Below are 21,868 nucleotides of genomic sequence, written 5' to 3' on the forward strand. Positions count from 1 at the left end.
ATGAGCACTCCCATCCGTCTCGGTACCCGTCGAAGCGCGCTCGCGCAGGCGCAGTCGGGTCATGTCGCCGCGGCTCTCGAGAAGCTGTCGGGGCGCCGGGTCGAACTCGTCCCGATCACCAGCGAAGGCGACACCAACCGCGCGTCGCTCTCCGAGATCGGCGGGCAGGGCATCTTCGCGACGCGTCTTCGCGAGGCGTTGTTCGCGGGGGAGTGCGACTTCCTGGTGCATTCGCTGAAGGATCTCCCCACCGCCATCCCTGAAGGGCTCGTGATCGCGGCGACCCCGAAGCGCGAAGACCCGCGTGACGTGGTCCTGACCCGTGACGGCACCGCGTTGCACGAACTCCGCTCGGGAAGCACCGTCGGCACCGGCTCACCGCGACGCATCGCCCAGGTCCACCGGCGAGCACCCGGCACCGAGGTCGTCGACATCCGCGGGAACGTCGATTCCCGGCTTGCCAGAGTCGTCTCCGGTGAGCTGGATGCGGTGATCCTCGCGGCAGCCGGTCTCTCGAGGCTCGACGCGAAGTCGCCGCTCCGACGCGAAGAGCTCGGTCTCGCAGAATGGCCCACCGCGCCGGGACAGGGTTCGCTCGCGGTCGAGACCCGGGCGGACGCCCCGCAGGAGCTGCTCACGGCCCTCGCCGGTCTCGACGACACCGACACGCGTCTGGCCATCACCGTCGAGCGCGCGATCCTGCAGGGCCTGGATGCCGGGTGCCAGGCACCGATGGCCGCTCACGCCGTCGTCGACGGCTCCTCGATCCGCGTCAGGACCGTCGTGTACGCCGCTGACGGGGGTCGCCGGATCGGCCTCGACGTCACGGAAGACCTGAACGGGGAGTATATTCGTCGGAACGGCAGTGGCAATGGAGCGGATGCTGCCGATGGTGCAGACCCGATGCACGCAGCGCGCGAGCTCGGGTTCACTGTTGCCCGTCGGCTGCTCGATCAAGGGGCGGCCGGCCTCGTATCCCGAGAGCAATCCTCATGACCACTTCCGAAATCAAGCAGGACCGACCGCTGGACGGCTGGCGCATCCTCGTGCCCCGTGGCGGGCCGTGGGGCGACAGCGTCGCCGCGAGCCTGCGCGCGCTGGGCGCGGTCCCCGTCGTCGCCCCGCTCATCAACTTCGCGCCGACGACCGACCAGGCGACGCTCGACTCGGCGTTGGCGCAGCTGGCCGCCGGGGAGTTCGACTGGCTGACGGTCACGAGCGCCACCACCGTCGACGTGCTCTTCGCCCACAGGGCGGTCGTGCCGCGTTCGACCAAGATCGCCGCTGTCGGCGAGACGACCGCGGCGGCTCTGCAGGCGGTCGGCTACGAGGTCACGCTGGTCCCGGAGCAGGACAACTCCGCAGAGGGGATGGCACAGCAGCTCATCGCCCTCGAGAAGGAGCCGCGCCGCATCCTCGCGCTGCGCAGCGAGATCGCGAAGCCCGTGCTCAGCCGGCTGCTCTCCGAAGCGGGCCATGATGTGCACGGTGTCGTGGCGTATCGCACGGTCGGCGTCCCGGTCACGGAGCGGATTCGCCGCGATGTGGAGAACGGTCGGATCAACGCGATCCTCATCACGAGCGGTTCGGTCGCCGAGCAGGTGCGCGAGCAGTTCCCGGAGATCCCCGACGACACCCTGCTCGCGGCTATCGGCCCCCGCACCGCGAAAGACGCGCAGCGCGCCGGGCTTCCCGTGTCGGTGGTGGCCGACCGTCAGACGATCGACGCCCTGATCGAGGCCGTCTCGCACTTCACCCTTCCGCACGCGGCCGACGAGTTCGCGCCGTGAGCTTCCCCGACGTGCGACTGAGACGACTGCGGCAGTCTCGTGCAGTGCGCGATCTGGTGCGCAAGACCTCGCTGCTGCCGGGGCAGCTCGTCCTCCCGCTGTTCGTGCGAGAGGGCATCACGGAGCCCGTGCAGATCGGGTCGATGCCCGGTGTCGCTCAGCATTCTCTCGATTCGCTGCGTGCGGCCGCGGTCGAGGCTGCGGAGGCGGGGGTCGGTGGCGTGATGCTGTTCGGTGTCCCCGAGGTGCGCGACGCCCTCGGCTCGGGCGCCGATGATCCGCATGGGATCCTCAACGTCGCAACCGAAGCGCTGGCGGCAGAGGTCGGCGACGCGCTCGTCGTGCAGACCGATCTGTGTCTCGATGAGTTCACCGACCACGGACACTGCGGCGTGCTCGCGGCCGACGGCTCCGTCGACAACGATGCGACGCTCGAACGGTACACCGCGATGGCTCTCTCCCAGGCGCGCGCGGGGTCGCAGCTGCTCGGGCTGTCCGGCATGATGGACGGCCAGGTCGCCGTGATCCGCAAGGCGCTCGACAGCGAGGGCTTCACGGACACGCTCCTGCTGGCCTATGCGGCGAAGTACGCGAGCGCGTTCTACGGACCTTTCCGGGAGGCAGTGGACTCTCAGCTGAAGGGCGACCGCCGCACGTACCAGCTCGATCCGGGAAACCGTCGCGAGGGCGTGCGCGAAGCAGTGGTGGACGAGGCCGAGGGTGCGGACATCGTCATGGTGAAGCCGGCGATGGCCTTCCTCGACGTGCTCCGCGAGGTGCGCGACACCGTGAGCATTCCGGTGTGGGCATATCAGGTCTCCGGCGAGTACGCGATGATCGAGGCCGCCGGTGCGAACGGGTGGATCGATCGTCGAGCAGCCGTTCTCGAGTCCCTTCTCTCCATCCGCCGCGCCGGTGCGGATGCGGTGCTCACCTACTGGGCCACCGAAGCGGCCGGCTGGCTGCGCGACTGATTCACCGAGGAGCACTCCTTTCATGAACGACCGTAACGACGACCTGTTCTCCGCTGCCCGCGCGGTCATCCCCGGTGGGGTCAACTCCCCGGTGCGTGCTTACGGTTCGGTGGGCGGGACGCCGCGGTTCCTCGCTTCGGCGAAGGGGGCGAAGGTCACGGATGCCGCCGGCCGCGAGTATGTCGACCTCGTCGCGTCGTGGGGTCCTGCGCTGCTGGGGCACGCGCACCCGGAGATCGTCGCCGCGGTGCAGGAGGCCGCAGCTCGCGGCCTGTCGTTCGGCGCTCCGACGGAGGGCGAGGTCGAGCTCGCCGCGTTGATCGCCGACCGTGTGCGGTTCGGCGAGATCCGTCCTGTCGAGCGCGTGCGTCTGGTCTCCACGGGTACTGAGGCGACCATGACGGCCATCCGCCTTGCGCGGGGCGCCACGGGTCGCGACCTGTTGGTGAAGTTCGCCGGTCACTATCACGGGCATTCGGATGGCCTTCTCGCCGAAGCAGGTTCCGGCGTCGCGACGCTCGCGCTTCCGGGGTCGGCAGGTGTCCCGGCACCGATCGCGGCGCAGACGCTCGTGATCGGGTACAACGATCCCGAGGCGCTGGCTGCGGTGTTCGCGGAGCATGGCCAGCGCATCGCCGCGGTCATCGTCGAAGCCTCGGCCGCGAACATGGGCGTCGTGGCCCCGCTGCCCGGTTTCAACCGTCTGATCGCGGAGACCGCCCACGCCCACGGAGCGTTGATGATCCTCGATGAGGTGCTCACCGGATTCCGGGTGCACCCGGCAGGGTTCTGGGGTCTGCAGGCCGCTGCGGGCGAGGACTACCTGCCGGACATCTTCACGTTCGGCAAGGTCGTCGGTGGAGGCATGCCCCTGGCCGCGCTCGGTGGTCGAGCCGATGTCATGGATCTGCTCGCTCCCCTCGGGCCGGTCTACCAGGCGGGCACTCTCTCGGGGAATCCGCTCTCGGTAGCAGCGGGTCTCGCGACGCTGCGGCTCGCGACACCGGAGGTCTACGCGACGGTGGACGCCGCATCTCTTCGAGTCTCTACCGCCCTCGACGCGGCCCTCACGGACGCCGGCGTGACGCACGCGGTGGCCACCGCGGGCAACCTGTTCAACGCCTCGTTCCGGGCGTCGGCGCCGAGGGACTACGCCGAAGCTCAGGCTCAGGAGTCGTTCCGCTACGCGCCGTTCTTCCACTCGCTGCGTGAGCAGGGGGTGGCGCTTCCCCCGAGCGTCTTCGAGGCGTGGTTCCTGACCGCGGCCCACGGTGAGGACGAGCTGCAGCAGATCGAAGCTGCTCTTCCTGCCGCAGCCGCTGCGGCCGCAGCTGCTCGTCCATGACCGCGCGTTGGTGACTGTGCGTTCGTGAGGGCGCGTCCAGGACCGCGCGTCCGTGACCGCGCGTCCGTGACTGTGCGTTCGCGCCTGTGCCTTCGTGGCGTCCGTGACTGTGCCTGTGCTTTCGTGGCGTCCGCGGCTGTGCGTTCGGGACCGCGGTCAGACGAACATGACGCGGCGCGGTGATGCGTCGGTGTAGCACCGGCCGAGCGGGCTGGTCCACTCGATGTCGCCGCCGGGGGTCTGTCTCGCGCGCCATCGGTGCTTCTCGGCGATGTCGGGATGCTTCAGCGCGTGGTGCCCGACGCAGAAGTGGCTCAGGTTGTCGATCGACGTCGCTCCGCCCTTCGCATGGTCGTGATTGTGGTCGATCTGACACCGGTGGACGGGTGTGCGGCACCCGGGGAATCGACAGTGCTGGTCTCTGGCCTGGAGGTGCCGCCGCATCGCCGCCGTCGGGGCGTAGGCGGCTGTGGCCGTCACGATGCCGGCGCGGTCGAGGAAGAGGCGGGACCAGCCGCCGTTGCGTCCGGCGAGGTCGCGGGCGATGTCGGGGTGCAGTGCACCGATGCCGTCGAGCTCGGCAGGCCGTTCGTCGATTCCGGCCAGCGTCTCGGCAGCGATCGTGACCTGGATGCGGGCGTGGATGCCCTCCAGACCTGTGCCCGCCGCGGCAGAGGGATCCGTGGTCAGGAGCAGGTCGCTGAGCAGGTCGGTGCGGACCGCATCGATGCCTCGCTCATCGGTCGGGGCGGATGGGACACCGAGTGACGGATCCGTCGTGAAGGTGTCTCCGTCGCCGAAGATGACGTGGGCGTCGACGCGTGCGTCGCCGGTGTCCGGTCCGCAGGGGGGCTCGCCGTCGTACGGGTGGCTGTTGAGCACAGGGTCTTCGCGACGGGAGTCGTCGGCTCGCAGCTCCTGCAGAAAGACCCGATCGGCGCCCGAGTCGAGGTCGTCCGAGGACAGCGCCGGTGTGTCATCGCCCGAAGAGGGATGGTCGCCTCGCGTGGCGATGACGTGCTGTGCGAGCCGGGTCAGTCGGTCGAGGATCGCGTGGGCGAGATGCTCCGGCAGCACGACCTGCAGCAGCGCGAGGCCGTCGTCGAGCGACCGCAGCGTGACAGACCGCTCCCCGTATGCCCGCCGATGGCGCTCGACCACGGTCTCGCAGGCGAGGGACGACGCGACGCGGCGCACCATCGCGCGGGTGCGTGCGGGAGAATCCTGCTCCGCGACGACGAGTGCGGCAGTGTCGTACAGGGTGAGCGCCTCGGTGGCGGCTCGACCATCGCGAACGGCCTGCCGCACGATGGCGCCCTCGCGCACGATCTCTCGAACGTGTGCCGCACTGATCGCGCCGCGTCGGAACGCGTCTCTGACGACCGGGTGCTCGGCCTCGAGGAAGAGGGCGTCTGTGAAGGCGTACTCGATGCTGCCCTTCGACACGCGACCGGCCGCCGAGTACTCGGCGATCATCGAGCGGTGGATCGCCTCGCGGTGCTGCGGCTGCTCGTGGACATCTTCTTCCTGCAGCCGCAGACGATCGGCGAGCAGCGCAGACGCTTCTGCCTCGAGTATCGCGATGCGTCGGCGCTTCTCCACCCACGCGTCGAGCAGCGTCTCGCGCTGATCGACGTCGTTTGTGGAGGGAGCCATGAGTCGAGTATAGTACATATGTTCGAATAGCGGAAGGGGATGTGGATGACTGGTGCTGATCGACAAGGGATCGTTGCGTTCCTGTGAGCAACTTCCAGACAACTGGCAGGGCCACGCTGGCAGACTGGGGGACATGGTGACGTTGCTGCTGGACCAGACGCAACTGGAGGTCGTGCTCTCGCCGATCGAACGTGCCGCCACCTTCCACCGTGACAACCTCCGGATCGCGCGCGACACCATCGCCAAGGTGCAGCTGACCGAAGATGCCTGGACCTGGCTCCGTGGCGTGCCGAACCCCGGCACGCACATCCCCGGCGTCCTCGCTGCCGGCAGCTGGAAGGCCGCGGGCAGCCTCGACTTCGTGCTGATCCGTCGCCGTCGTCCGAGCGTCGTGATCGATCTCGAGGGCGACGAGCAGTACCGCCGCCTGATCCTCACCACGAGCCACGGGCTCGCGCTCACGCAGGCTCTGCGACTCGACGTGTCGGATGAGCCCGCCAACGTCGAGGAGATCGTGGCGACCGCGCCTGTGCCGGTCTCGAAGGGACGCCGTCGTCCGGTCATCCGTCCTCGGCCTGCCTGACGCGAGGCGGCTCAGGCTTATGAATCCACGGTCGACCCGCCTCTGAATGCGGAACGCCCTCCGGGCCGAGAGGCCGGAGGACGTTCGTCGTCAGCCGAGTCGCTCAGTTGCGACCGTGTTCGTCGTGACCGTGCTCGTCGTGACGGTGTTCGTCGTGACGGTGTTCGTCGTGACGGTGTTCGTCGTGACGGTGCCCGTCGTCAGGCTCGCTCTGCTCGCCGGCATCGGCGTCGGCGGTTCCGGACTGCTCGGTGCCGTGTTCGTCAGCGCCGAACCCGTCGGGCAGGGACTCCTCGGTGGGCGACTCCTCGGTTGGGGACTCCTCCGTGGGGGCCTCCACCGTGGGGGACTCCTCAGCGCCCGGCTCCTCGGCTTCGGATGCGGCGGTGTCGCCCTCCTCTCCGGAATCCGTCGATGCGGCCAGCGGCACCGTGTCGATGACACCGGTGGATGCGACGGTCCAGTGCGCGCCCTCGTCGGAGACGCCGCCCTCGCCGTGCTGCTCCTCGGCCGTCTGGTTCTCGGCGCTCAGCGGGTAATCCCTGGGTTCGTCCTCGTAGTAGGCGCGCGCAGCCGCCGCGAGCATGGAGCTCACCGCCGCGGAGCGCGGATCCTCGTCGTCGGCGGTGACAGCAGCGACATCGTAGGAGGAGTCGGAGTCGGAGTCGGAGTCGGAGTCGGATTCGTCAGAGGTGGACGCGAGAGTGTTGTCCTCCGTTGGGCCTGCGCCGAGCTGGTCGTCGGACTCGTCGGTGTGCGTCGATTCGGGTGCGTCGTGAAGATCGGCGAAGACCTCGACACCGCTGTGGTGCTCGTCTCCGCTCGCTGGATCCGCTGCCTGATCGCCTGCTGCATCGGCCGGTGCGGCGGAGCCGAACAGGATCTCATCGAACGATCGTTCCGGAGACTCCTCGAAGGGTGCCTGCTCGGCCTGCGCATGCTCCGCGTCGAGTTCGGCGGCAGGAGCTTCGTCCGTCGAAGCCGAGGCGTCGGACGAAGGCACGTCCGATTCGTCCGACGTGTGCTCGGAGCGGTCGCCCGTGTCCACGGATGCGGCGAGGTCGTCGACAGGGGCCTCGCCCGCAGGGGCGGCTGCGGCCTCAGCCGCCCAGGCGGCAGCGGCCGCCACCGGGATCGCGACCACGGAGTCGGCCGGAGCCGGCCCGGCCACGGAGGTCTCCGCCGCGGTGGCCTCCGCTGCGGTGTCTTCGGAAGCGGTGTCTTCGGAAGCGATGTCTTCCGCCGCGGTGACCTCCGCTGCGGTGTCTTCGGGGGCCGTCGCAGCGAGCTGCGGTGGCGTCGCCGAGATGCTCGGGGCGAACCGGCCACCGCGCATCAGGTCGATGAAGACGTCTTCGAGTGTCGGCCCTCGCTGGACGAGGGTGCTCAGGGCGATGCCCGCGTCGGCGGCGACCGCTCCCACCGTGCCGGCGTCTCCGCCGCGCACCGTGAGGCCCGAACGCAGCACCTCGATGTCGAAGCCGGCCTCCTGCAGTGCGGTCGTCAGCGCGCTGCGGTCCGCGGCGTCCACGATGACGGATCCGCCCTTGGGGTCGGCGAGCGTCTCGATCCCGCTGGAGAGCACGAGCGTGCCCTTCGAGAGCACGAGCACGTTGTCGGCGACCTGCTCGACTTCGCTGAGGACGTGCGACGACACGAGGACCGTGCGCCCTTCGTCCGCGAGGCGACGCATCAGGAGTCGCATCCAGCGGATCCCCTCGGGGTCGAGCCCGTTGGCCGGTTCGTCGAACACGAGCGCGCCGGGATCGCCCAGCAGGGCGTGGGCGACGCTGAGCCGCTGACGCATGCCGAGGGAGAAGCCCCCGATGCGGGAGCCGCCTTCACCCTCGAGGCCGACCAGGGAGAGCACTTCGCCGACGCGGGCCAGGGGGATGCCGTTCGCCTTGGCAGCGATGGTCAGCTGACGCTCGGCGGTGCGTCGAGGGCGGTAGACCGTCTCCTCGAGCACGGATCCGATGGTGCGCAACGGCTGCCGCAGCTCGGCGTAGGCCGTACCGCCGATGGTCGCCGTGCCTGAGGTGGCGCGCACCTGGCCGAGGAGGATCCGCAGCGTGGTGGTCTTGCCGGCACCGTTCGGGCCGAGGAAGGCGGTCACGGCACCGGGCTCCACGCGCGCGGAGAAGTCCGAGACGGCGGTCACCTCATTGAAGCGCTTCGTCACGTGCGTGAACTCGAGCACCTGTCCTTCAGGCATCCGTGACCTCTCGTCGCATTTGAACAGTTCCTCCCTATCCTGCCGGAAAAGCCTGTCGGATCCCGCATTTCGCGCGGAATACAGCCCTTCCCGGAAGGGGTAGCCTGGCGAGCGTGACCGAATCCCACGCTGCAGACCGCATCCTCGTCCGCACCGAAGGCGCGCTCGGACGACTCACCCTCAACCGTCCGGAGGCGATCAACGCGCTCGACGTCGACATGATCGAGAGCCTCACCGCGGTCCTGAACGCCTGGCGTGACGACACCGACGTGCAGATCGTGCTGCTCGACGGGGCAGGCGAGCGCGGCATGTGCGCGGGAGGAGACGTGCGCGCTCTGCATGGGCAGATCGTCGCGGGTCAGGCTGACCAGACGGCGGAGTTCTTCCGTGCGGAGTACGCCTTGAACGCCATGATCGCCGAGTATCCCAAGCCCGTGGTGGCATTGGCCGACGGCATCACGATGGGTGGTGGCATCGGGCTGGCCGGCCACGCCGCGATCCGCATCGTCACGGAACGCTCCAAGCTCGCCATGCCGGAGACCCGTATCGGATTCACTCCCGACGTCGGGGGAACCTGGCTGCTCGGCCGCGCTCCTGGGCGCCTGGGCGAGTACTTCGGTCTCACCGGATCCACCATGAGCGGCGCTGATGCCGTCTACCTCGGCTTCGCGGATCACTTCGTGCCATCCGACCGTCTGGACGCATTGCGCGAGGCCCTCGCCTTCCGTGCCGACCCGACCGGTCCCAGTGAGATCGTGCTGCTGTTCGACGAGACCCCGGAGCCCTCGCAGCTCCCGCACGCGCGCGCGTGGATCGATGAGGCCTTCTCCGCCCCCACCGTGAGCGAGATCGTCGAACGATTGAAAGCTCAGGGGACGACGGAGGCGGCGGCGACCGCTGACCTGCTCGAAGACCTCGCGCCCACCGGGCTCACCGTGACGCTCGACGCCGTCCGCGAGGCGCGCGACCTGCCGGGGCTCCGCGCGGCCCTGGAGGGCGAGTACCGTCGCGTGATGTGGTTCGTGAACGAGCATCCCGACCTCGTCGAGGGCATCAGAGCGCAGATCGTCGACAAGGACCGCGATCCGAAGTGGAACCCGCCCACGCTCGCCGAGCTCGCGCCCGACGCCGGCGCCCCCGCGCGCGACTACGTCCCGCAGCCCACGTTGTTCTGAGCCCTCGGGGTCAGAAAGGGCCCTCGGGGTCAGGGCGGGTCGCGGTTCCGCAGTGCGCTGCAATCAGCCGCACTTGTTCGCCCGCGTGCAGAAACCGCAGATCGGGGCGGGAAGCGGTTCGCTGTGAGCGAAGGTCCACCATGAGGGGGATACGAATGTCCGCGGATCGTGGCACTCTGTCTTGTGGCCGATTGTCGGTCGGCATCCGTCTGCCGAGAAATCCGCCGTTTCATCCTTCCTAGAAAGTCCGCCTGTGCTGGGAAAAATCCTCCTCCGTTATCTCTCCCGATACCGATGGCTGTTGCTCGCCGTGCTGGTGTTCCAGCTCGCGAGCGTGGCAGCCACCCTCTACCTCCCGCGCCTGAACGCCGACATCATCGACAAGGGCGTCGCCCGGGGCGACACCGGCTACATCTGGAGCACCGGTCTGTTCATGCTCGCGGTCTCGCTGGGGCAGATCATCGCCTCGGTCACCGCGACCTACTTCGCCGCGCGTGCAGCGATGGGTGCCGGGCGCGACATCCGCGCCGACGTCTTCGGCAAGGTCAGCGGCTTCTCCGAGCGTGAGGTGTCGCAGTTCGGTGCCGGTTCGCTCATCACCCGCAACACGAACGATGTGCAGCAGGTGCAGATGCTGGCCATGATGGGCGCGACCATGCTCGTCACGGCACCGCTGCTCGCGATCGGCGGCATCTTCTTCGCGGTCCAGACCAACGTCGGACTCAGCTGGCTGATCGCCGTCTCGGTGCCGCTGCTGCTCATCCTGGCTGCCCTCGTCATCGGCCGCATGGTGCCGCTGTTCCGCAGTTACCAGGGCAAGCTCGACAACGTCAACCGCATCATGCGCGAGCAGCTCACGGGCGTCCGCGTGGTGCGTGCCTTCGTGCGCGAGCGCATCGAGGAGGAGCGCTTCCGCGGGGCGAACACCGACATCATGGTCGTGGGCCGCAAGGTCGGCTCGCTCTTCGTGCTGCTGTTCCCGCTGTTCATGCTCATCCTCAACGTCACGGTCGTCTCGGTCATCTGGTTCGGCGGCATCGAGGTGAACAACGGCACGGTGCAGGTCGGCACGCTGTTCGCCTTCATGCAGTACATCGGTCAGATCATGGGCGGCGTCATCATGGCGAGCTTCATGGCGATGATGATCCCGCGCGCCGCAGTCTCGGCCGAGCGCATCGGCGAGGTGCTCGACTCCGAGTCCACCCTCGTGCGTCCGGAGAACGGCGTCACCGCGTTCCCGGTCCCCGGATCCGTGGCGCTCGACGACGTCGAGTTCACCTACCCCGGAGCCGACTCGCCGGTTCTCACCGGGATCAGCTTCGCCGCGCAGCCGGGCGAGACGGTCGCGATCGTCGGCTCGACCGGTTCGGGAAAGACGACGCTGATCTCCCTCATCCCTCGTCTCTTCGACGTCTCGGGCGGATCCGTGCACGTCGGGGGCACCGATGTGCGCGAGGCCGACGTCGAGTCGCTCTGGGACAGCATCGGCCTGGTGCCGCAGCGTCCGTTCCTCTTCACCGGCACCGTCGCGTCCAACCTGCGCTACGGCCGTGAAGAGGCCACCGACGAAGAGCTGTGGCACGCGCTCGACATCGCACAGGGTCGTGACTTCGTGGAGGAGATGCCGGACGGTCTCGACTCCCGCATCGCCCAGGGCGGCACGAACGTCTCCGGCGGTCAGCGTCAGCGGCTCGCGATCGCCCGCGCGATCGTGCACCAGCCGAAGATCCTCGTCTTCGACGACTCGTTCTCCGCCCTCGACCTGACGACAGACGCGCGGCTCCGCCAAGCGCTGTGGCGGGAACTCCCGCACGTCACGAAGATCGTGGTCGCCCAGCGCATCTCCACCATCACGGACGCCGACCGCATCGTCGTGCTCGACGGCGGCACCATGGTGGGCGTCGGCACGCACGAGGAGCTGCTCGAGACGAGCGACACCTACCGAGAGATCGTCGAATCGCAGCTGGGGGTGGACGCATGAGCGCGCAGAACGACGACCAGCGCAAGGCCAAGCGGGGCCGCGGCAAGGCGGCTTCGTCCGTCGCCGAGGTCGAGCTGACCGCCGAGGAGAAGTACGAGGCCGAGCTCGCCGAGCAGGCGCGTCAGAACTCCGGCGACTGGGACAGCGTCGCACCGGGCAAGGCCGACAACTTCGGCCCCAGCTTCGCGCGCATGATCGGGCTGCTGAAGCCCTCGGCCATCTGGTTCGTCTTCGTGTCGATCCTCGGCGCGATCGGCGTGGTCCTGACGGTCGCAGCGCCCAAGGTGCTCGCCGAGGCGACCAACCTCGTCTACAAGGGCTTCATCTCCATCCAGCTCGGTCAGCCCACCGACGGCTTCCCCGGCTTCCCCGCCGGCACGTCGCAGGACGTGGTGGTCGACGCGCTGCGGGCAGGCGGACAGGACGACTTCGCGAACCAGGTCGGCGCGCTGGGAGACTTCACGGTCGGCCAGGGCATCGACTTCGACGCGCTGCGGCTCGTCATCGCCGCCGTGCTCGGCATCTACGTGGCCGCCGCCTTCCTCACCTGGATCCAGGGTTACGTCATCAACGTGATCATGGTGCGCACCATGTGGCGACTGCGCGAATCGGTCGAGGCGAAGATCAACCGCCTGCCCCTGGCGTACTTCGACAAGGTGCAGCGCGGCGAGCTGATCTCGCGCGTCACGAACGACATCGACAACATCACGCAGACGATGCAGCAGTCGCTCTCGGGCGCACTCACCTCGGTGCTCACCGTGATCGGCGTGCTCGTGATGATGTTCTCGATCTCATGGCAGCTCGCCCTCGTGGCCCTCATCACGCTGCCTCTCATGGGCGTGATCTTCGGCATCATCGGACCGCGGTCGCAGAAGGCCTTCGGCACGCAGTGGCGCAAGGTCGGCCGGCTCAACGCCCGTGTCGAGGAGGCGTTCTCTGGCCACGCGCTGGTGAAGGTCTTCGGTCGCGAGAAGGACGCACTGGACAAGTTCCAGGACGAGAACGAAGAGCTGTTCCAGGCGAGCTTCAAGGCGCAGTTCCTCTCCGGCATCATCATGCCGGCGATGATGTTCGTCGGGAACCTCAGCTACGTGGGCATCGCGGTGCTCGGTGGTCTGATGGTCGCCAACGGTCAGCTCCGCCTCGGTGACGTGCAGGCGTTCATCCAGTACTCGCAGCAGTTCACGCAGCCGCTGTCCGAGCTGGGCGGAATGGCCGCTGTCGTGCAGTCCGGGACCGCCTCCGCCGAGCGTGTGTTCGAACTGCTCGACGCCGAGGAGCAGGAGGCCGACGACGCCGATGCTCCCGAGCTCGTGGAGGGCAAGGGCGTCATCGAGTTCGAGAACGTCGCGTTCTCGTACACGCCGGATCGTCCGCTCATCCGTGATCTGTCGTTCCGGGTGGAGCCGGGTCAGACCGTCGCGATCGTCGGTCCGACCGGTGCGGGCAAGACGACGCTGGTCAACCTGATCATGCGCTTCTACGAGCTCAGCGGTGGACGGATCATGCTCGACGGGCAGGACATCGCCGAGGTGACCCGCGACGAGCTGCGTTCGCGCACCGGCATGGTGCTCCAGGACCCGTGGCTGTTCGCCGGCAGCATCCGCGAGAACATCCGCTACGGTCGCTCGACCGCGACCGATGAAGAGGTCCTCGCCGCAGCCAGGGCCACCTACGTCGACCGCTTCGTGCACGCCCTCCCCGAGGGATACGACACGGTGCTCGACGAGGATGCAGCGAACGTGTCGGCCGGTGAGCGTCAGCTCATCACCATCGCGCGGGCGTTCGTCGCACAGCCGTCGATCCTCATCCTCGATGAGGCCACGTCGGCGGTCGACACCCGCACCGAACTGCTGCTGCAGCACGCGATGGCCGCGCTCCGAGAGGGGCGCACGTCGTTCGTGATCGCGCACCGACTGTCGACCATCCGCGATGCCGACCTCATCCTGGTGATGGAGCACGGCGACATCGTGGAGAAGGGAACGCACGACGAGCTCATCGCCGCGCAGGGCGCCTATTGGCGTCTGTACCAGTCGCAGTTCGAGCAGGCCGCGACCGACATCGACGCCGAAGACGCGCTCACGGGAACGACGCCGGTCGTCGTCACCGGCGAAGCGGGCGACACCGATGCTGCGCGCGCGGAGGCTGCAGCCGCTGTGGCCGGCGCGTCCGTCGGCGCACAGGTGCCGGCAGCCGAGACGGCCGCGGCGCAGGCCCTGCTGGAAGACGGCGCTGACGGCTCCGATCACCGCTCCTGACCTACGGCATCAACGCACGACGCCCCACCGCCGCTCACGCGGGGTGGGGCGTCGTCGTAGGCGATCGCCGGGGAGTGCGTCAGGGCTGGTCGGCTCTGATCCCGAGCAGCTCGAGCGGGTGGGTCAGACGCCACCAGGGACTCGGCCCCTCGACATCCGCGGCCAGCACCAGCGGAGTCGTCGTGGTGTTGACCGGTCCTGCCGTGGTCAGCGTGCCCACCGTGTCACCCTGTTCGCGTTCTTCGCCGAGGTCGAAGGCGGTCGCGGCGGTCGCGGTCGCGCTGTTCCAGAGCACCACATCGGCGTCGGATTCGGTGATGACGTCGACCTGCTCGCCCCACGGAGTCGTGACGCTGCCGACCACGGTGTCCTTCGCGACGGCCGGCGCCTGCGCCTCCAGTGCGGATTCCGCCTCGGCGAACAGGGAACGCGTGAGAGCGAGTCGCTCGTCGTCTCCGGCTTGATTCAGCGCCGCGGCGAACAGGTGCACCGTGGTGTCACCGATCACGAGGTCCTTCGCGGTGAGAAGGTTCCAGCCGACCAGGGTGCCGGTCTTGATGCCGACGACACCGGGATCGTCGAGCATGCCGTTCGTGTTCACGACGGTGCCCGCACCCGGGAGGTCGACGGACTTGGTGCCGACGATCTCGGCGAAGACCGGGTTCTGCATCGCACGCTCGCCGAGCGCCACCAGGGCCTCGGGCGTGGCCACGTTGCGCTCGTCGAAGCCGGAGGGGGTCACCACGGTGATTCCGGTCAGGCCACGTTCGCGCAACCACACCTCTGCAGCCCTCGCGAACTCGCGCTCGGAGCCCCAGATCTCGGTCGCGAGCCGATCGATGTAGTTGTTCGCGGAACCCATGAGCGTCCCCTGCAACAGCTGGTACTCCGTGAGCACTCCGCCGATGGGCACGTCGAGGGCGGATTGGTCACTGCGCCGGTAGTCCCAGTACTTCACGCTGTCGGCGCGGGTGAACGAGAACTCGGGTCCTTGCTCCCCGACAGCGAGCGGCATGCGGTCGAGCACCATCAGACTGCTGACGACCTTGGTGATGCTCGCGATGCTCACGGCGTCGGGCACCGAAGCCGCCGTCGTCATGCCCGCGATGCCGACGGCACCCGCACCCTCGGTCGGCCAGGTCACGGCGGCGGCAGCGGCGGGAGTCGTCGCGAACTCGACCGACTGCACCGTCGGCGGCACCTCGTGGAGGGGCCAGAGCAGTGTGGTGCCGGCGTAGACGGCGACGAGACCGGCGAGCGTGGCCAGCGGGACCAGGACAACCGGGCGGGCGATGGCGGGGCGAAGACGCGCACCGCGCAGCAGACCGCTCGATCGCTCGGCCTCCGAGGTGTCGTCGAGAGTGGCCGTGGCGGTGTGCTCGGCGACGGTCGCGGCGTCGACCCAGGTGAGAGCGGTGGCCGTCGTGGTGTCGTCGGCCCACTGGGGCGCGGCTGTCTCCGACGCGGTGAGTTCGCCGGAAGGATCCGAGACCGTGCGGTCGCGAGGGATGAACGGCGGCTTCGTCAGCGCGGGGGTGGCCGGTTCCGGGGCGCTCACGGCCTCCGGTGGAACGACGGCCTCCGGTGGAACGACGGGCTCCGGGTCTACGACGGGCTCCGGGTCTACGACGGGCTCCGGGTCTACGACCGTCCCCGGAGCATCCGCTCCAGGCGACGTCTGCTCGGCCGTCAGCACCGATCCGCCTGTCGCGGTGTCGGCGGTGTCGGCGGGGGCAGGGCCGTCGTCGCCGACGACGCCCGTCGCCTCGTCGGCGGGATCTGATGCGGTCACTCGTTTACGGTACCCAATCCCGCGCGTGTTCCGCGGCGCCGGGCCCTGTCGCCACGGGGGTGTCGCCGACGGTAGGATCGTCAGCACAACCACGGGAGTCCGGCGAGCCGGGCTGAGAGGGAGCGAATCGCGCTTCGACCGTCGAACCTGATCTGGGTCATGCCAGCGCAGGGAGGAGTTCAGATGAGTACGCCCACGTCCGCATCCACGCAGCAGGCATCCGCCGCCGCACAGGATCCGCACCGCACATCGATCTGGCGCTGGCGCGTCGTCGACATCGTCGTTGCCGCCGTCCTCGGCGTCGCGATCGGCCTCGTGTTCTGGGGATGGAACACGATCGGCTACGCCTGGTTCGGTGCGGCCGATGCTCTGACGCCGGGACTGGGCGGTATCGCCGTCGGCATCTGGCTGCTGGGCGGCGTCGTCGGCGGCCTCGTCATCCGCAAGCCCGGTGCGGCGCTGGTCGTCGAGCTCGTCGCAGCGATCGTGTCGATGCTGATCGGCAACGTGTGGGGCGTCTCGACCGTGCTGTCCGGCATCGTGCAGGGACTCGGCGCGGAGATCATCTTCGCCCTGTTCTTCTACCGGCGCTTCGGGATCGCGGTCGCCGCGCTCGCCGGTGTCGGTGCAGCGGTGGCTGCCTGGGTGTTCGAGCTGTTCTACGGCAGCTCGCCCAACATCCTGAAGTCCGTCGAGTTCAACACGATCTACCTGGTCAGCGTTGTCGTCTCCGGGGCGATCCTGGCGGGTGTCGTCGGTTGGCTGCTGGTGCGCGCGTTGGCGGTCACCGGTGCACTGAACCGCTTCGCCGTCGGGCGAGAGCACGTGCGCGAGGTCTGACCGTGACCATCGCCGCCCCGGCCCGCGTGCAGGCTGCGGGCTGGGGCTGGCGGTACGCCGGTCGGAAGCTCCCCGCCGTCGAGGACGTCTCGTTCACGATCGAACCGGGTGAGCGGGTGCTGCTGCTCGGCGCCTCCGGTGCCGGGAAGTCGACGCTGCTCGCGGGCCTGGCCGGGGTCCTCGGCGGCGACGACGAAGGGGTGCGAACCGGGTCGCTGCACATCGACGGTGCCGCCCCCGAATCCCGGCACGGTCAGGTGGGCCTCGTCCTGCAGGACCCCGATGCGGGGATCGTGCTGTCGAAGGTCGGCGACGACGTGGCGTTCGGGTGCGAGAACCTCGGTGTGCCCGCATCCGAGATCCCCGGTCGCGTCGCGGAGGCGCTGGATGCCGTCGGGCTCGATGTGCCGCTGCAACGCCCCACGAAGGCCCTGTCGGGCGGACAGAAGCAGCGACTGGTGCTCGCCGGTGTGCTCGCGATGCGCCCAGGGCTGCTGCTGCTCGACGAGCCGACGGCGAACCTCGACCCCGAGGGTGTGCGCGAGGTGCGGGCGAGCGTCGAACATGCCGTCGCCTCCACCGGTGCGACGCTGATCGTCGTCGAGCACCGCACACCGATCTGGGTCGATCTGATGACGCGCGTGATCGTGCTCGCGGCCGACGGCGGACTGCTCGCCGACGGGGAACCGGCCCAGGTGTTCGCGGCATACGGCGACGTGCTGGCGGACGCCGGGGTGTGGGTGCCCGACCGGGGGATCGACCTGCCCGTGCTGGAGCAGGTGTCGGCACCGGACGCGCTCACCGCGTCCGACCTGACGATCGGACGGGAGCATGGAGCGCCGGTGCAGCGCGGGCTCGACCTGCGCGTGCCGCGGGCGAACGCGACGGTGATCACCGGGCCGAACGGCGCCGGCAAGTCGACGCTCGCCCTCACGCTCGCCGGGCTCATCCCGGAGCAGGCGGGAGAGGTGCGGTCGGCACCGGAGCTGGCGGGGCGCAAGGGCACGCGCCCCATCCGCTGGACCTCGCGCGAGCTGCTCACCCGCATCGGGATGGTGTTCCAGGAGCCGGAGCACCAGTTCCTGGCCCAGACCCTTCGCGATGAGCTCGCGGTCGGGCCACGGGCGCTCGGCTGGGATCAGGCGAAGACGGATACGGTCGTTGACGGTCTTCTCGAACGCCTGGGCCTCGCCCCGCTCGCCCTCGCCAACCCGTTCACGCTCTCCGGAGGGCAGAAGCGGCGGCTGTCGGTCGCCACCGTGCTGGCCGGGGCGCCGGAGGTCATCGTGCTCGACGAGCCGACGTTCGGACAGGACCGCCGCGGGTGGATCTCGCTCGTCGCCCTGCTGCAGGAGGAGATCGCGCGTGGCCGGTCGATCATCGCGGTCACGCACGACGACGCGGTGATCCGACACCTGGGCGGTCATCGCATCGAGTTGGGGTCGTCGTCGTGACGGCGACCGAGACCGTGCGCCCGGTCTGGCTCGACGGTGTGAACCCGGTGACGAAGCTGCTGCTCGCCCTGCTGCTGTCCGTGCCGCTGTTCGCCTCCATCGACATCACGAGCGCGCTGGCAGCGATCGTCCTGCAGCTGCTCTGCCTACCGTTGACGGGGCTGCGTCTGTCGACGGTGCTGAAGCGCCTGCTGCCGGTCGTGATCTTCGCCCCGATCGCCGGTGTGAGCATGCTGCTGTATGCGGAACCGGCAGGGCGCATCTACTGGACGTTCGGCTTCGCGACGATCAGCGACGACTCCATCACGCTCGCGATCGCGGTGAGTCTGCGAGTGATCGCGCTCGGACTCCCCACGATCCTGCTGTTCGGCGGCACCGACCCGACCGAGCTCGCCGACGCGTTGGCGCAGGTGGCCAAGCTCCCGAGCCGCTTCGTGCTCGGCATCCTCGCGGGAACGCGCATGCTGGGGCTATTCCTCGATGACTGGCGCACCATGAGCCTGGCCCGTCGCGCGCGCGGTGTGGGCGACCGGGGTGTGCTGCGACGGTTCTTCTCGATGGCGTTCGTGCTGCTCGTGTTCGCGGTGCGGCGCGGCTCGAAGCTGGCGCTCGCGATGGAGGCCAGGGGCTTCGGCTCCGGCATTCCGCGCACCTGGTCGCGTCCCTCCCGGTTGCACCCGCGTGATGCGGTGGCGGTGATCGGCGGAATCGCGATCATGGCACTTGCGCTCGCCGCCGCCGTGCTCGTCGGGACGTTCCGTTTCGTCTGGAGCTAGCTCCGGTCGAGCTGGAAGTAGTGCTCACGGTGCAGTGCGCACCGCTCGTTGAACAGCGCCGAACACCGTGGACATGCCGTCGCCGCGAAGTACTCGGCGATCGTGAGCTCATGCCCGCACGCACCGCAGAGGATCGCCCGTCTGTCGCGCTCATGGGCCGCCCATTGCTGCGCCGCATGCTTCACGGTCTCCTCGTGGCAGCGGTGGCACGGGTAGTACTCGCCGCAGCAGGCGAAGCGGATCGCGATGATGTCGGTCGGGCCTTGATAGTGCACGCACCGGGTCATGTCGTCGACGACCGGACCGAGCACACGCGGCCGATCGTCGGGCACGATACTCACGTCTCGTTCCAGAGTCGACGGTAGTACTCGAGGCGCTCGTGATCGGGGTCGACGCCGTAGGCCTCGATCAGTGTGTCCTCCCAGCCTTCGCCGAAGTTCCACATCGTGCTCATCGAGGCCACGGCGATGTCGGCCCAGCGGTCGGCGACACCGAGAGCGGCGAGATCCACGAAGGCGGCCGGCCGGCCTTCCGCGTCGAGAAGCGTGTTCGGCATGCAGGCGTCGCCGTGGCACACCACCAACCGGTCGATCGACGGTTCCTGGAGCAGATCCTCTGGCACGACCGTGCCGCGATCGGCGGCGTTGGCGATCCGCCACTGCGTGCTCCACTCCCAGGGGCACTCGGCCACCGGCAGGGCATCGTGCAGCATCCGCAGGCCGACCCCGACCGCTCGCACCGCGGTCTCCGGCTGGTCGGCCCAGCGGGGGTCGACGGCGCTGCGGGCATCGATCGCGACCGTGACGAGCCACTCGTGTGTGTCGTCCTGGCCCTGCTCGATCACCTCCGGTACGGGGATCCACGTTCGTGCCCACCTCATGCGCTCGGCTTCGTCGCGCATGTTCGCCTCGTCGTCGAGCGGACCCCACTTGATGTACCGCCCGTCGTCGGTGCGGAAGGTCAGCCCGCCGATCCCGTTGAGCCAGACCGGCTCGAGCGCGGCACCGCGCGCGAGCTCGCGAACCTTCATCGGCACGTCGAGGTAAGCGGAGGGAATGCTCATCCGTCCATCCTGCCCGACGGGCACCGCACCGGCTCAGCGGCGGTCGTCACGGAGGCCCTCCAGATAGGCGTTGTAGGCGTCGAGCTCAGTGGTGCCGTGCGCATCGGCATAGCGATCGGCCGCGGCGGCGCGTGCCGTGTCGTCGCGGAACCACCGGTGCATCACGTAGACGAGCATCAGCAGGGTCGGGGCTTCGCCGTACGACCATGCCAGCCCGCCGGCCAGCTGCTGGTCTTCGAGCGGATTCATCCCTAGCGCCAGAGTCGGTGCGACGAAGTGGTCGACGAGCATGGTGGTCGCCATCATCAGGAAGACGCCGAAGAACGCGTGCAGGGCCGCTTCGGCGAAGACGTCCAGGGCGCGACCGCCGTGCCCGAGCCGCACCGGGAGGGGATCGGAGCTCAGTACCGGGATGGCGAAGAGGATCCCGATGACGAGGAACCCGACCTCCAGAGCGAGGTGGCCTCCGGGTGCTGCGAGCACACGGTCGGCGAGACCGGCCAGGTACAGCCCGTAGAACGCGATCAGGTACATCGGCAGCGCGATCCACGGGCTCAGGATCCACCGGGCGATCCCGCTGCGGAGCCCTCCGTGCGCGATACGCAGCACGACGGCGCCCAGCCCGCGGTGCGGTGTCACCCGCAGGAGGAGCGTGCCCGGTGAGCCGAGGACCAGCAGCGGAGGGATCGCGATCATGAGCGTGAGCTGCTGGAACATGAACACCGACATCAGGGCATAGCCGTACACCTCGACCCCGAGGCCCGTGGTGGCGGCGAGCGCGATGCACCCCAGGAGGAATACGACGGTTCGCCAGACGGGCCACCGACGGTGCTGCCGCCACAACCGGAGGGTCCCGGCCAGATAGGCGACCGCCAGCACTACCGCGACCAGGGGTAGGAGGGGGAACGGCCCAGCGGCCGGACTGAAGACGATCGGTGTGAGGAAGTCTGCGAAGGTCGGCGGGGCATCGGGCATCCAGTCGTTCATCCGGCCGCGTCCTCGCGCGAGCCGTCCGGCCGGTCGATGGTCTGCGTCGTCCGCGCTGCCGCACGCTGGTCGAGCAAGAGCCCGACGACGAGGACGACACCCCCGATCGCGAGCGCGACATCGGCGAGGTTCCCGATGAACCAGTTCCCGTAGGCGAGGAAGTCGGTGACGTGACCGCGACCGAATCCGGGGGGTGCGAGCAGACGATCGAGCACGTTCCCGATGGCACCTCCGAGGATGAAGCCCCACCCCCAGGCCCGTCCCCTCGTGCGCGCGCGAGTCGCGGCGACGAACAGCGCGGCCACCGCAGCCACGCCCACCACGGTCAGCACCCACGTCGCCCCTGACCCGAGCGACAGGATCGCGCCGGGGTTGAAGGCGAGCTGCAGGCCCAGCGCATCCCCCAGCAGGGGTATCCGCTCCGTCCGGCTGAGTCCTGCGATCGCGGCGGCCTTGCTCGTCTGGTCGATGAGCACGACGATGCCGGCGACGACGAAGGCGATCCCGTACCGGGGACTGTTCTCACGCGACATCGGAACCCTCTTCCCTCGCAGCGGCGTCCGCGCGGTCGCGCCGACGCCGCGCGCGCCCTGAGACGAGAATGCCGAGCGCTCCTGCAGCGAGGAGGAAACCGATCCCGAAGAGGAAGGCGACGCCGAGGAAGCCGAGATCGGTGCGCTCCACCGGCTGTTCGCCGTTCTGCTGTTCATGCGTGGTGCCGGTGGTGGGAGTGGGAGTGGAGGTCGGGGTGGGAGTCGGAGCGGTGGTCGCTGTGCGGCTTTGAGTGTCGACGACACTGCGCTGCTCCCCGGCCGCTGCCGACTCCGCACCGATGAACACGATCAGGGCGCTGAGAGCGGCTGCAGCGATCGCCGTGCGGACCGGCCGAGAGGCGGTGCCGACCGGCCGGCTCACCGTCCTCGCCTGTCTGGAGCGAGCGGTTCGCCGTCGTTCGATGTGCGTTTCATGGGGTCTCCTT

General features: G+C 69.1%; 19 protein-coding genes and 1 riboswitch. Of the genes, 11 read left to right on the forward strand and 8 right to left on the reverse strand.

Annotated elements, in window-relative coordinates; translation table 11 throughout:
* The 4 genes from hemC to hemL are packed head-to-tail and all read left to right on the forward strand — an operon-like array spanning position 1 to position 4,109.
* Positions 1-996 carry a hydroxymethylbilane synthase gene (gene hemC / locus AAY78_RS06315; RefSeq protein ID WP_046747492.1) on the forward strand — a complete coding sequence of 332 codons (996 nt, stop codon included), beginning with the start codon at positions 1-3 and terminating at the stop codon, positions 994-996.
* Positions 993-1,790, forward strand: coding sequence for a uroporphyrinogen-III synthase (locus tag AAY78_RS06320; RefSeq protein ID WP_046747493.1), 798 nt, complete (start codon positions 993-995; stop codon positions 1,788-1,790). Before hemC ends, AAY78_RS06320 begins: the two co-directional genes overlap by 4 nt.
* The gene (gene hemB / locus AAY78_RS06325) at positions 1,787-2,764 is read left to right on the forward strand and encodes a porphobilinogen synthase (RefSeq protein WP_046747494.1); all 978 of its coding nucleotides are present in this window, start codon (positions 1,787-1,789) and stop codon (positions 2,762-2,764) included. Before AAY78_RS06320 ends, hemB begins: the two co-directional genes overlap by 4 nt.
* Before the next feature lie 22 nt (positions 2,765-2,786).
* Positions 2,787-4,109, forward strand: coding sequence for a glutamate-1-semialdehyde 2,1-aminomutase (gene hemL / locus AAY78_RS06330; protein ID WP_046747495.1), 1,323 nt, complete (start codon positions 2,787-2,789; stop codon positions 4,107-4,109).
* Positions 4,110-4,265: 156 nt separating this feature from the next.
* Here the strand turns inward: hemL and AAY78_RS06335 are convergent, their stop codons facing one another.
* A complete protein-coding gene (locus AAY78_RS06335; protein WP_046747496.1) occupies positions 4,266-5,765 on the reverse strand; it encodes an HNH endonuclease signature motif containing protein in 1,500 nt (499 codons plus the stop codon).
* A 133-nt stretch (positions 5,766-5,898) separates the two neighbouring features.
* Here AAY78_RS06335 and AAY78_RS06340 point away from each other — a divergent pair, with 133 nt between their 5' ends.
* Complete coding sequence (locus AAY78_RS06340) at positions 5,899-6,348, forward strand: hypothetical protein (protein WP_046747664.1); 450 nt, start codon at positions 5,899-5,901, stop codon at positions 6,346-6,348.
* Between the two features lie 103 nt (positions 6,349-6,451).
* Here the strand turns inward: AAY78_RS06340 and AAY78_RS19695 are convergent, their stop codons facing one another.
* The gene (locus AAY78_RS19695) at positions 6,452-8,563 is read right to left on the reverse strand and encodes an ATP-binding cassette domain-containing protein (protein ID WP_156172620.1); all 2,112 of its coding nucleotides are present in this window, start codon (positions 8,561-8,563) and stop codon (positions 6,452-6,454) included.
* A 113-nt stretch (positions 8,564-8,676) separates the two neighbouring features.
* On the opposite strand from AAY78_RS19695, the gene AAY78_RS06350 reads away from it, so the two are divergent.
* The 3 genes from AAY78_RS06350 to AAY78_RS06360 all read left to right on the forward strand — a co-directional run bounded on the left by AAY78_RS06350 (position 8,677) and on the right by AAY78_RS06360 (position 13,977).
* Positions 8,677-9,738, forward strand: a complete 1,062-nt coding sequence (locus tag AAY78_RS06350) for an enoyl-CoA hydratase/isomerase family protein (protein WP_046747497.1) — start codon at positions 8,677-8,679, stop codon at positions 9,736-9,738.
* A gap of 253 nt (positions 9,739-9,991) precedes the next feature.
* Positions 9,992-11,719 (forward strand): ABC transporter ATP-binding protein, encoded by a 1,728-nt coding sequence (locus AAY78_RS06355; RefSeq protein ID WP_046747498.1) that lies wholly within the window; start codon positions 9,992-9,994, stop codon positions 11,717-11,719.
* Entirely contained in the window at positions 11,716-13,977 is a 2,262-nt protein-coding gene (locus AAY78_RS06360) for an ABC transporter ATP-binding protein (protein WP_052748672.1), read from the forward strand. Before AAY78_RS06355 ends, AAY78_RS06360 begins: the two co-directional genes overlap by 4 nt.
* A 79-nt stretch (positions 13,978-14,056) precedes the next feature.
* On the opposite strand, the gene AAY78_RS06365 is transcribed toward AAY78_RS06360, so the two are convergent.
* Positions 14,057-15,769, reverse strand: coding sequence for a D-alanyl-D-alanine carboxypeptidase family protein (locus AAY78_RS06365; protein ID WP_052748673.1), 1,713 nt, complete (start codon positions 15,767-15,769; stop codon positions 14,057-14,059).
* Positions 15,770-15,850: 81 nt separating this feature from the next.
* A riboswitch (TPP riboswitch) is annotated at positions 15,851-15,960 on the forward strand.
* Between AAY78_RS06365 and AAY78_RS06370 the strand changes: the two genes are divergently transcribed.
* The 3 genes from AAY78_RS06370 (at position 15,953) to AAY78_RS06380 (ending at position 18,839) form a co-directional block, all read left to right on the forward strand.
* Positions 15,953-16,609, forward strand: a complete 657-nt coding sequence (locus AAY78_RS06370) for an ECF transporter S component (RefSeq protein ID WP_046747499.1) — start codon at positions 15,953-15,955, stop codon at positions 16,607-16,609. Its footprint overlaps the riboswitch before it by 8 nt.
* Positions 16,610-16,611: 2 nt before the next feature.
* Positions 16,612-18,063, forward strand: a complete 1,452-nt coding sequence (locus AAY78_RS06375; RefSeq protein ID WP_420845719.1) for an ABC transporter ATP-binding protein — start codon at positions 16,612-16,614, stop codon at positions 18,061-18,063.
* A complete protein-coding gene (locus AAY78_RS06380) occupies positions 18,060-18,839 on the forward strand; it encodes an energy-coupling factor transporter transmembrane component T family protein (protein WP_046747500.1) in 780 nt (259 codons plus the stop codon). The genes AAY78_RS06375 and AAY78_RS06380 overlap by 4 nt, the downstream gene beginning before the upstream one ends.
* Here AAY78_RS06380 and AAY78_RS06385 read toward each other — a convergent pair.
* Genes AAY78_RS06385 through AAY78_RS06405 form a run of 5 tightly spaced genes read right to left on the reverse strand, consistent with a single transcriptional unit; the run spans position 18,836 to position 21,804 of the window.
* Positions 18,836-19,180 carry a CHY zinc finger protein gene (locus tag AAY78_RS06385; RefSeq protein WP_231589668.1) on the reverse strand — a complete coding sequence of 115 codons (345 nt, stop codon included), beginning with the start codon at positions 19,178-19,180 and terminating at the stop codon, positions 18,836-18,838. The genes AAY78_RS06380 and AAY78_RS06385 overlap by 4 nt on opposite strands.
* Entirely contained in the window at positions 19,177-19,902 is a 726-nt protein-coding gene (locus AAY78_RS06390; RefSeq protein ID WP_046747501.1) for an aminoglycoside 3'-phosphotransferase, read from the reverse strand. The genes AAY78_RS06385 and AAY78_RS06390 overlap by 4 nt, the downstream gene beginning before the upstream one ends.
* Before the next feature lie 33 nt (positions 19,903-19,935).
* Positions 19,936-20,889 carry a cytochrome c oxidase assembly protein gene (locus AAY78_RS06395; protein ID WP_231589669.1) on the reverse strand — a complete coding sequence of 318 codons (954 nt, stop codon included), beginning with the start codon at positions 20,887-20,889 and terminating at the stop codon, positions 19,936-19,938.
* Complete coding sequence (locus tag AAY78_RS06400) at positions 20,886-21,422, reverse strand: signal peptidase II (RefSeq protein ID WP_046747502.1); 537 nt, start codon at positions 21,420-21,422, stop codon at positions 20,886-20,888. Before AAY78_RS06400 ends, AAY78_RS06395 begins: the two co-directional genes overlap by 4 nt.
* Positions 21,412-21,804 carry a hypothetical protein gene (locus AAY78_RS06405; protein ID WP_046747503.1) on the reverse strand — a complete coding sequence of 131 codons (393 nt, stop codon included), beginning with the start codon at positions 21,802-21,804 and terminating at the stop codon, positions 21,412-21,414. The genes AAY78_RS06400 and AAY78_RS06405 overlap by 11 nt, the downstream gene beginning before the upstream one ends.
* Positions 21,805-21,868: the final 64 nt, after the last annotated feature.

Origin of the sequence: Microbacterium sp. Ag1 (genome assembly GCF_001005635.1) — a bacterium.
GTDB classification, from domain to species: Bacteria; Actinomycetota; Actinomycetes; order Actinomycetales; family Microbacteriaceae; genus Microbacterium; species Microbacterium oxydans.

What these genes read in the sequence shown, in the direction of transcription:
- hemC (WP_046747492.1), top strand. Translation starts at nt 1, where the DNA reads ATGAGCACTCCCATCCGTCTCGGTACCCGTCGAAGCGCGCTCGCGCAG.
- AAY78_RS06320 (WP_046747493.1), top strand. Translation starts at nt 993, where the DNA reads ATGACCACTTCCGAAATCAAGCAGGACCGACCGCTGGACGGCTGGCGC.
- hemL (WP_046747495.1), top strand. Translation starts at nt 2,787, where the DNA reads ATGAACGACCGTAACGACGACCTGTTCTCCGCTGCCCGCGCGGTCATC.
- AAY78_RS06335 (WP_046747496.1), bottom strand. Translation starts at nt 5,765, where the DNA reads ATGGCTCCCTCCACAAACGACGTCGATCAGCGCGAGACGCTGCTCGAC.
- AAY78_RS06340 (WP_046747664.1), top strand. Translation starts at nt 5,899, where the DNA reads ATGGTGACGTTGCTGCTGGACCAGACGCAACTGGAGGTCGTGCTCTCG.
- AAY78_RS19695 (WP_156172620.1), bottom strand. Translation starts at nt 8,563, where the DNA reads ATGCCTGAAGGACAGGTGCTCGAGTTCACGCACGTGACGAAGCGCTTC.
- AAY78_RS06360 (WP_052748672.1), top strand. Translation starts at nt 11,716, where the DNA reads ATGAGCGCGCAGAACGACGACCAGCGCAAGGCCAAGCGGGGCCGCGGC.
- AAY78_RS06370 (WP_046747499.1), top strand. Translation starts at nt 15,953, where the DNA reads ATGAGTACGCCCACGTCCGCATCCACGCAGCAGGCATCCGCCGCCGCA.
- AAY78_RS06390 (WP_046747501.1), bottom strand. Translation starts at nt 19,902, where the DNA reads ATGAGCATTCCCTCCGCTTACCTCGACGTGCCGATGAAGGTTCGCGAG.
- AAY78_RS06395 (WP_231589669.1), bottom strand. Translation starts at nt 20,889, where the DNA reads ATGAACGACTGGATGCCCGATGCCCCGCCGACCTTCGCAGACTTCCTC.
- AAY78_RS06400 (WP_046747502.1), bottom strand. Translation starts at nt 21,422, where the DNA reads ATGTCGCGTGAGAACAGTCCCCGGTACGGGATCGCCTTCGTCGTCGCC.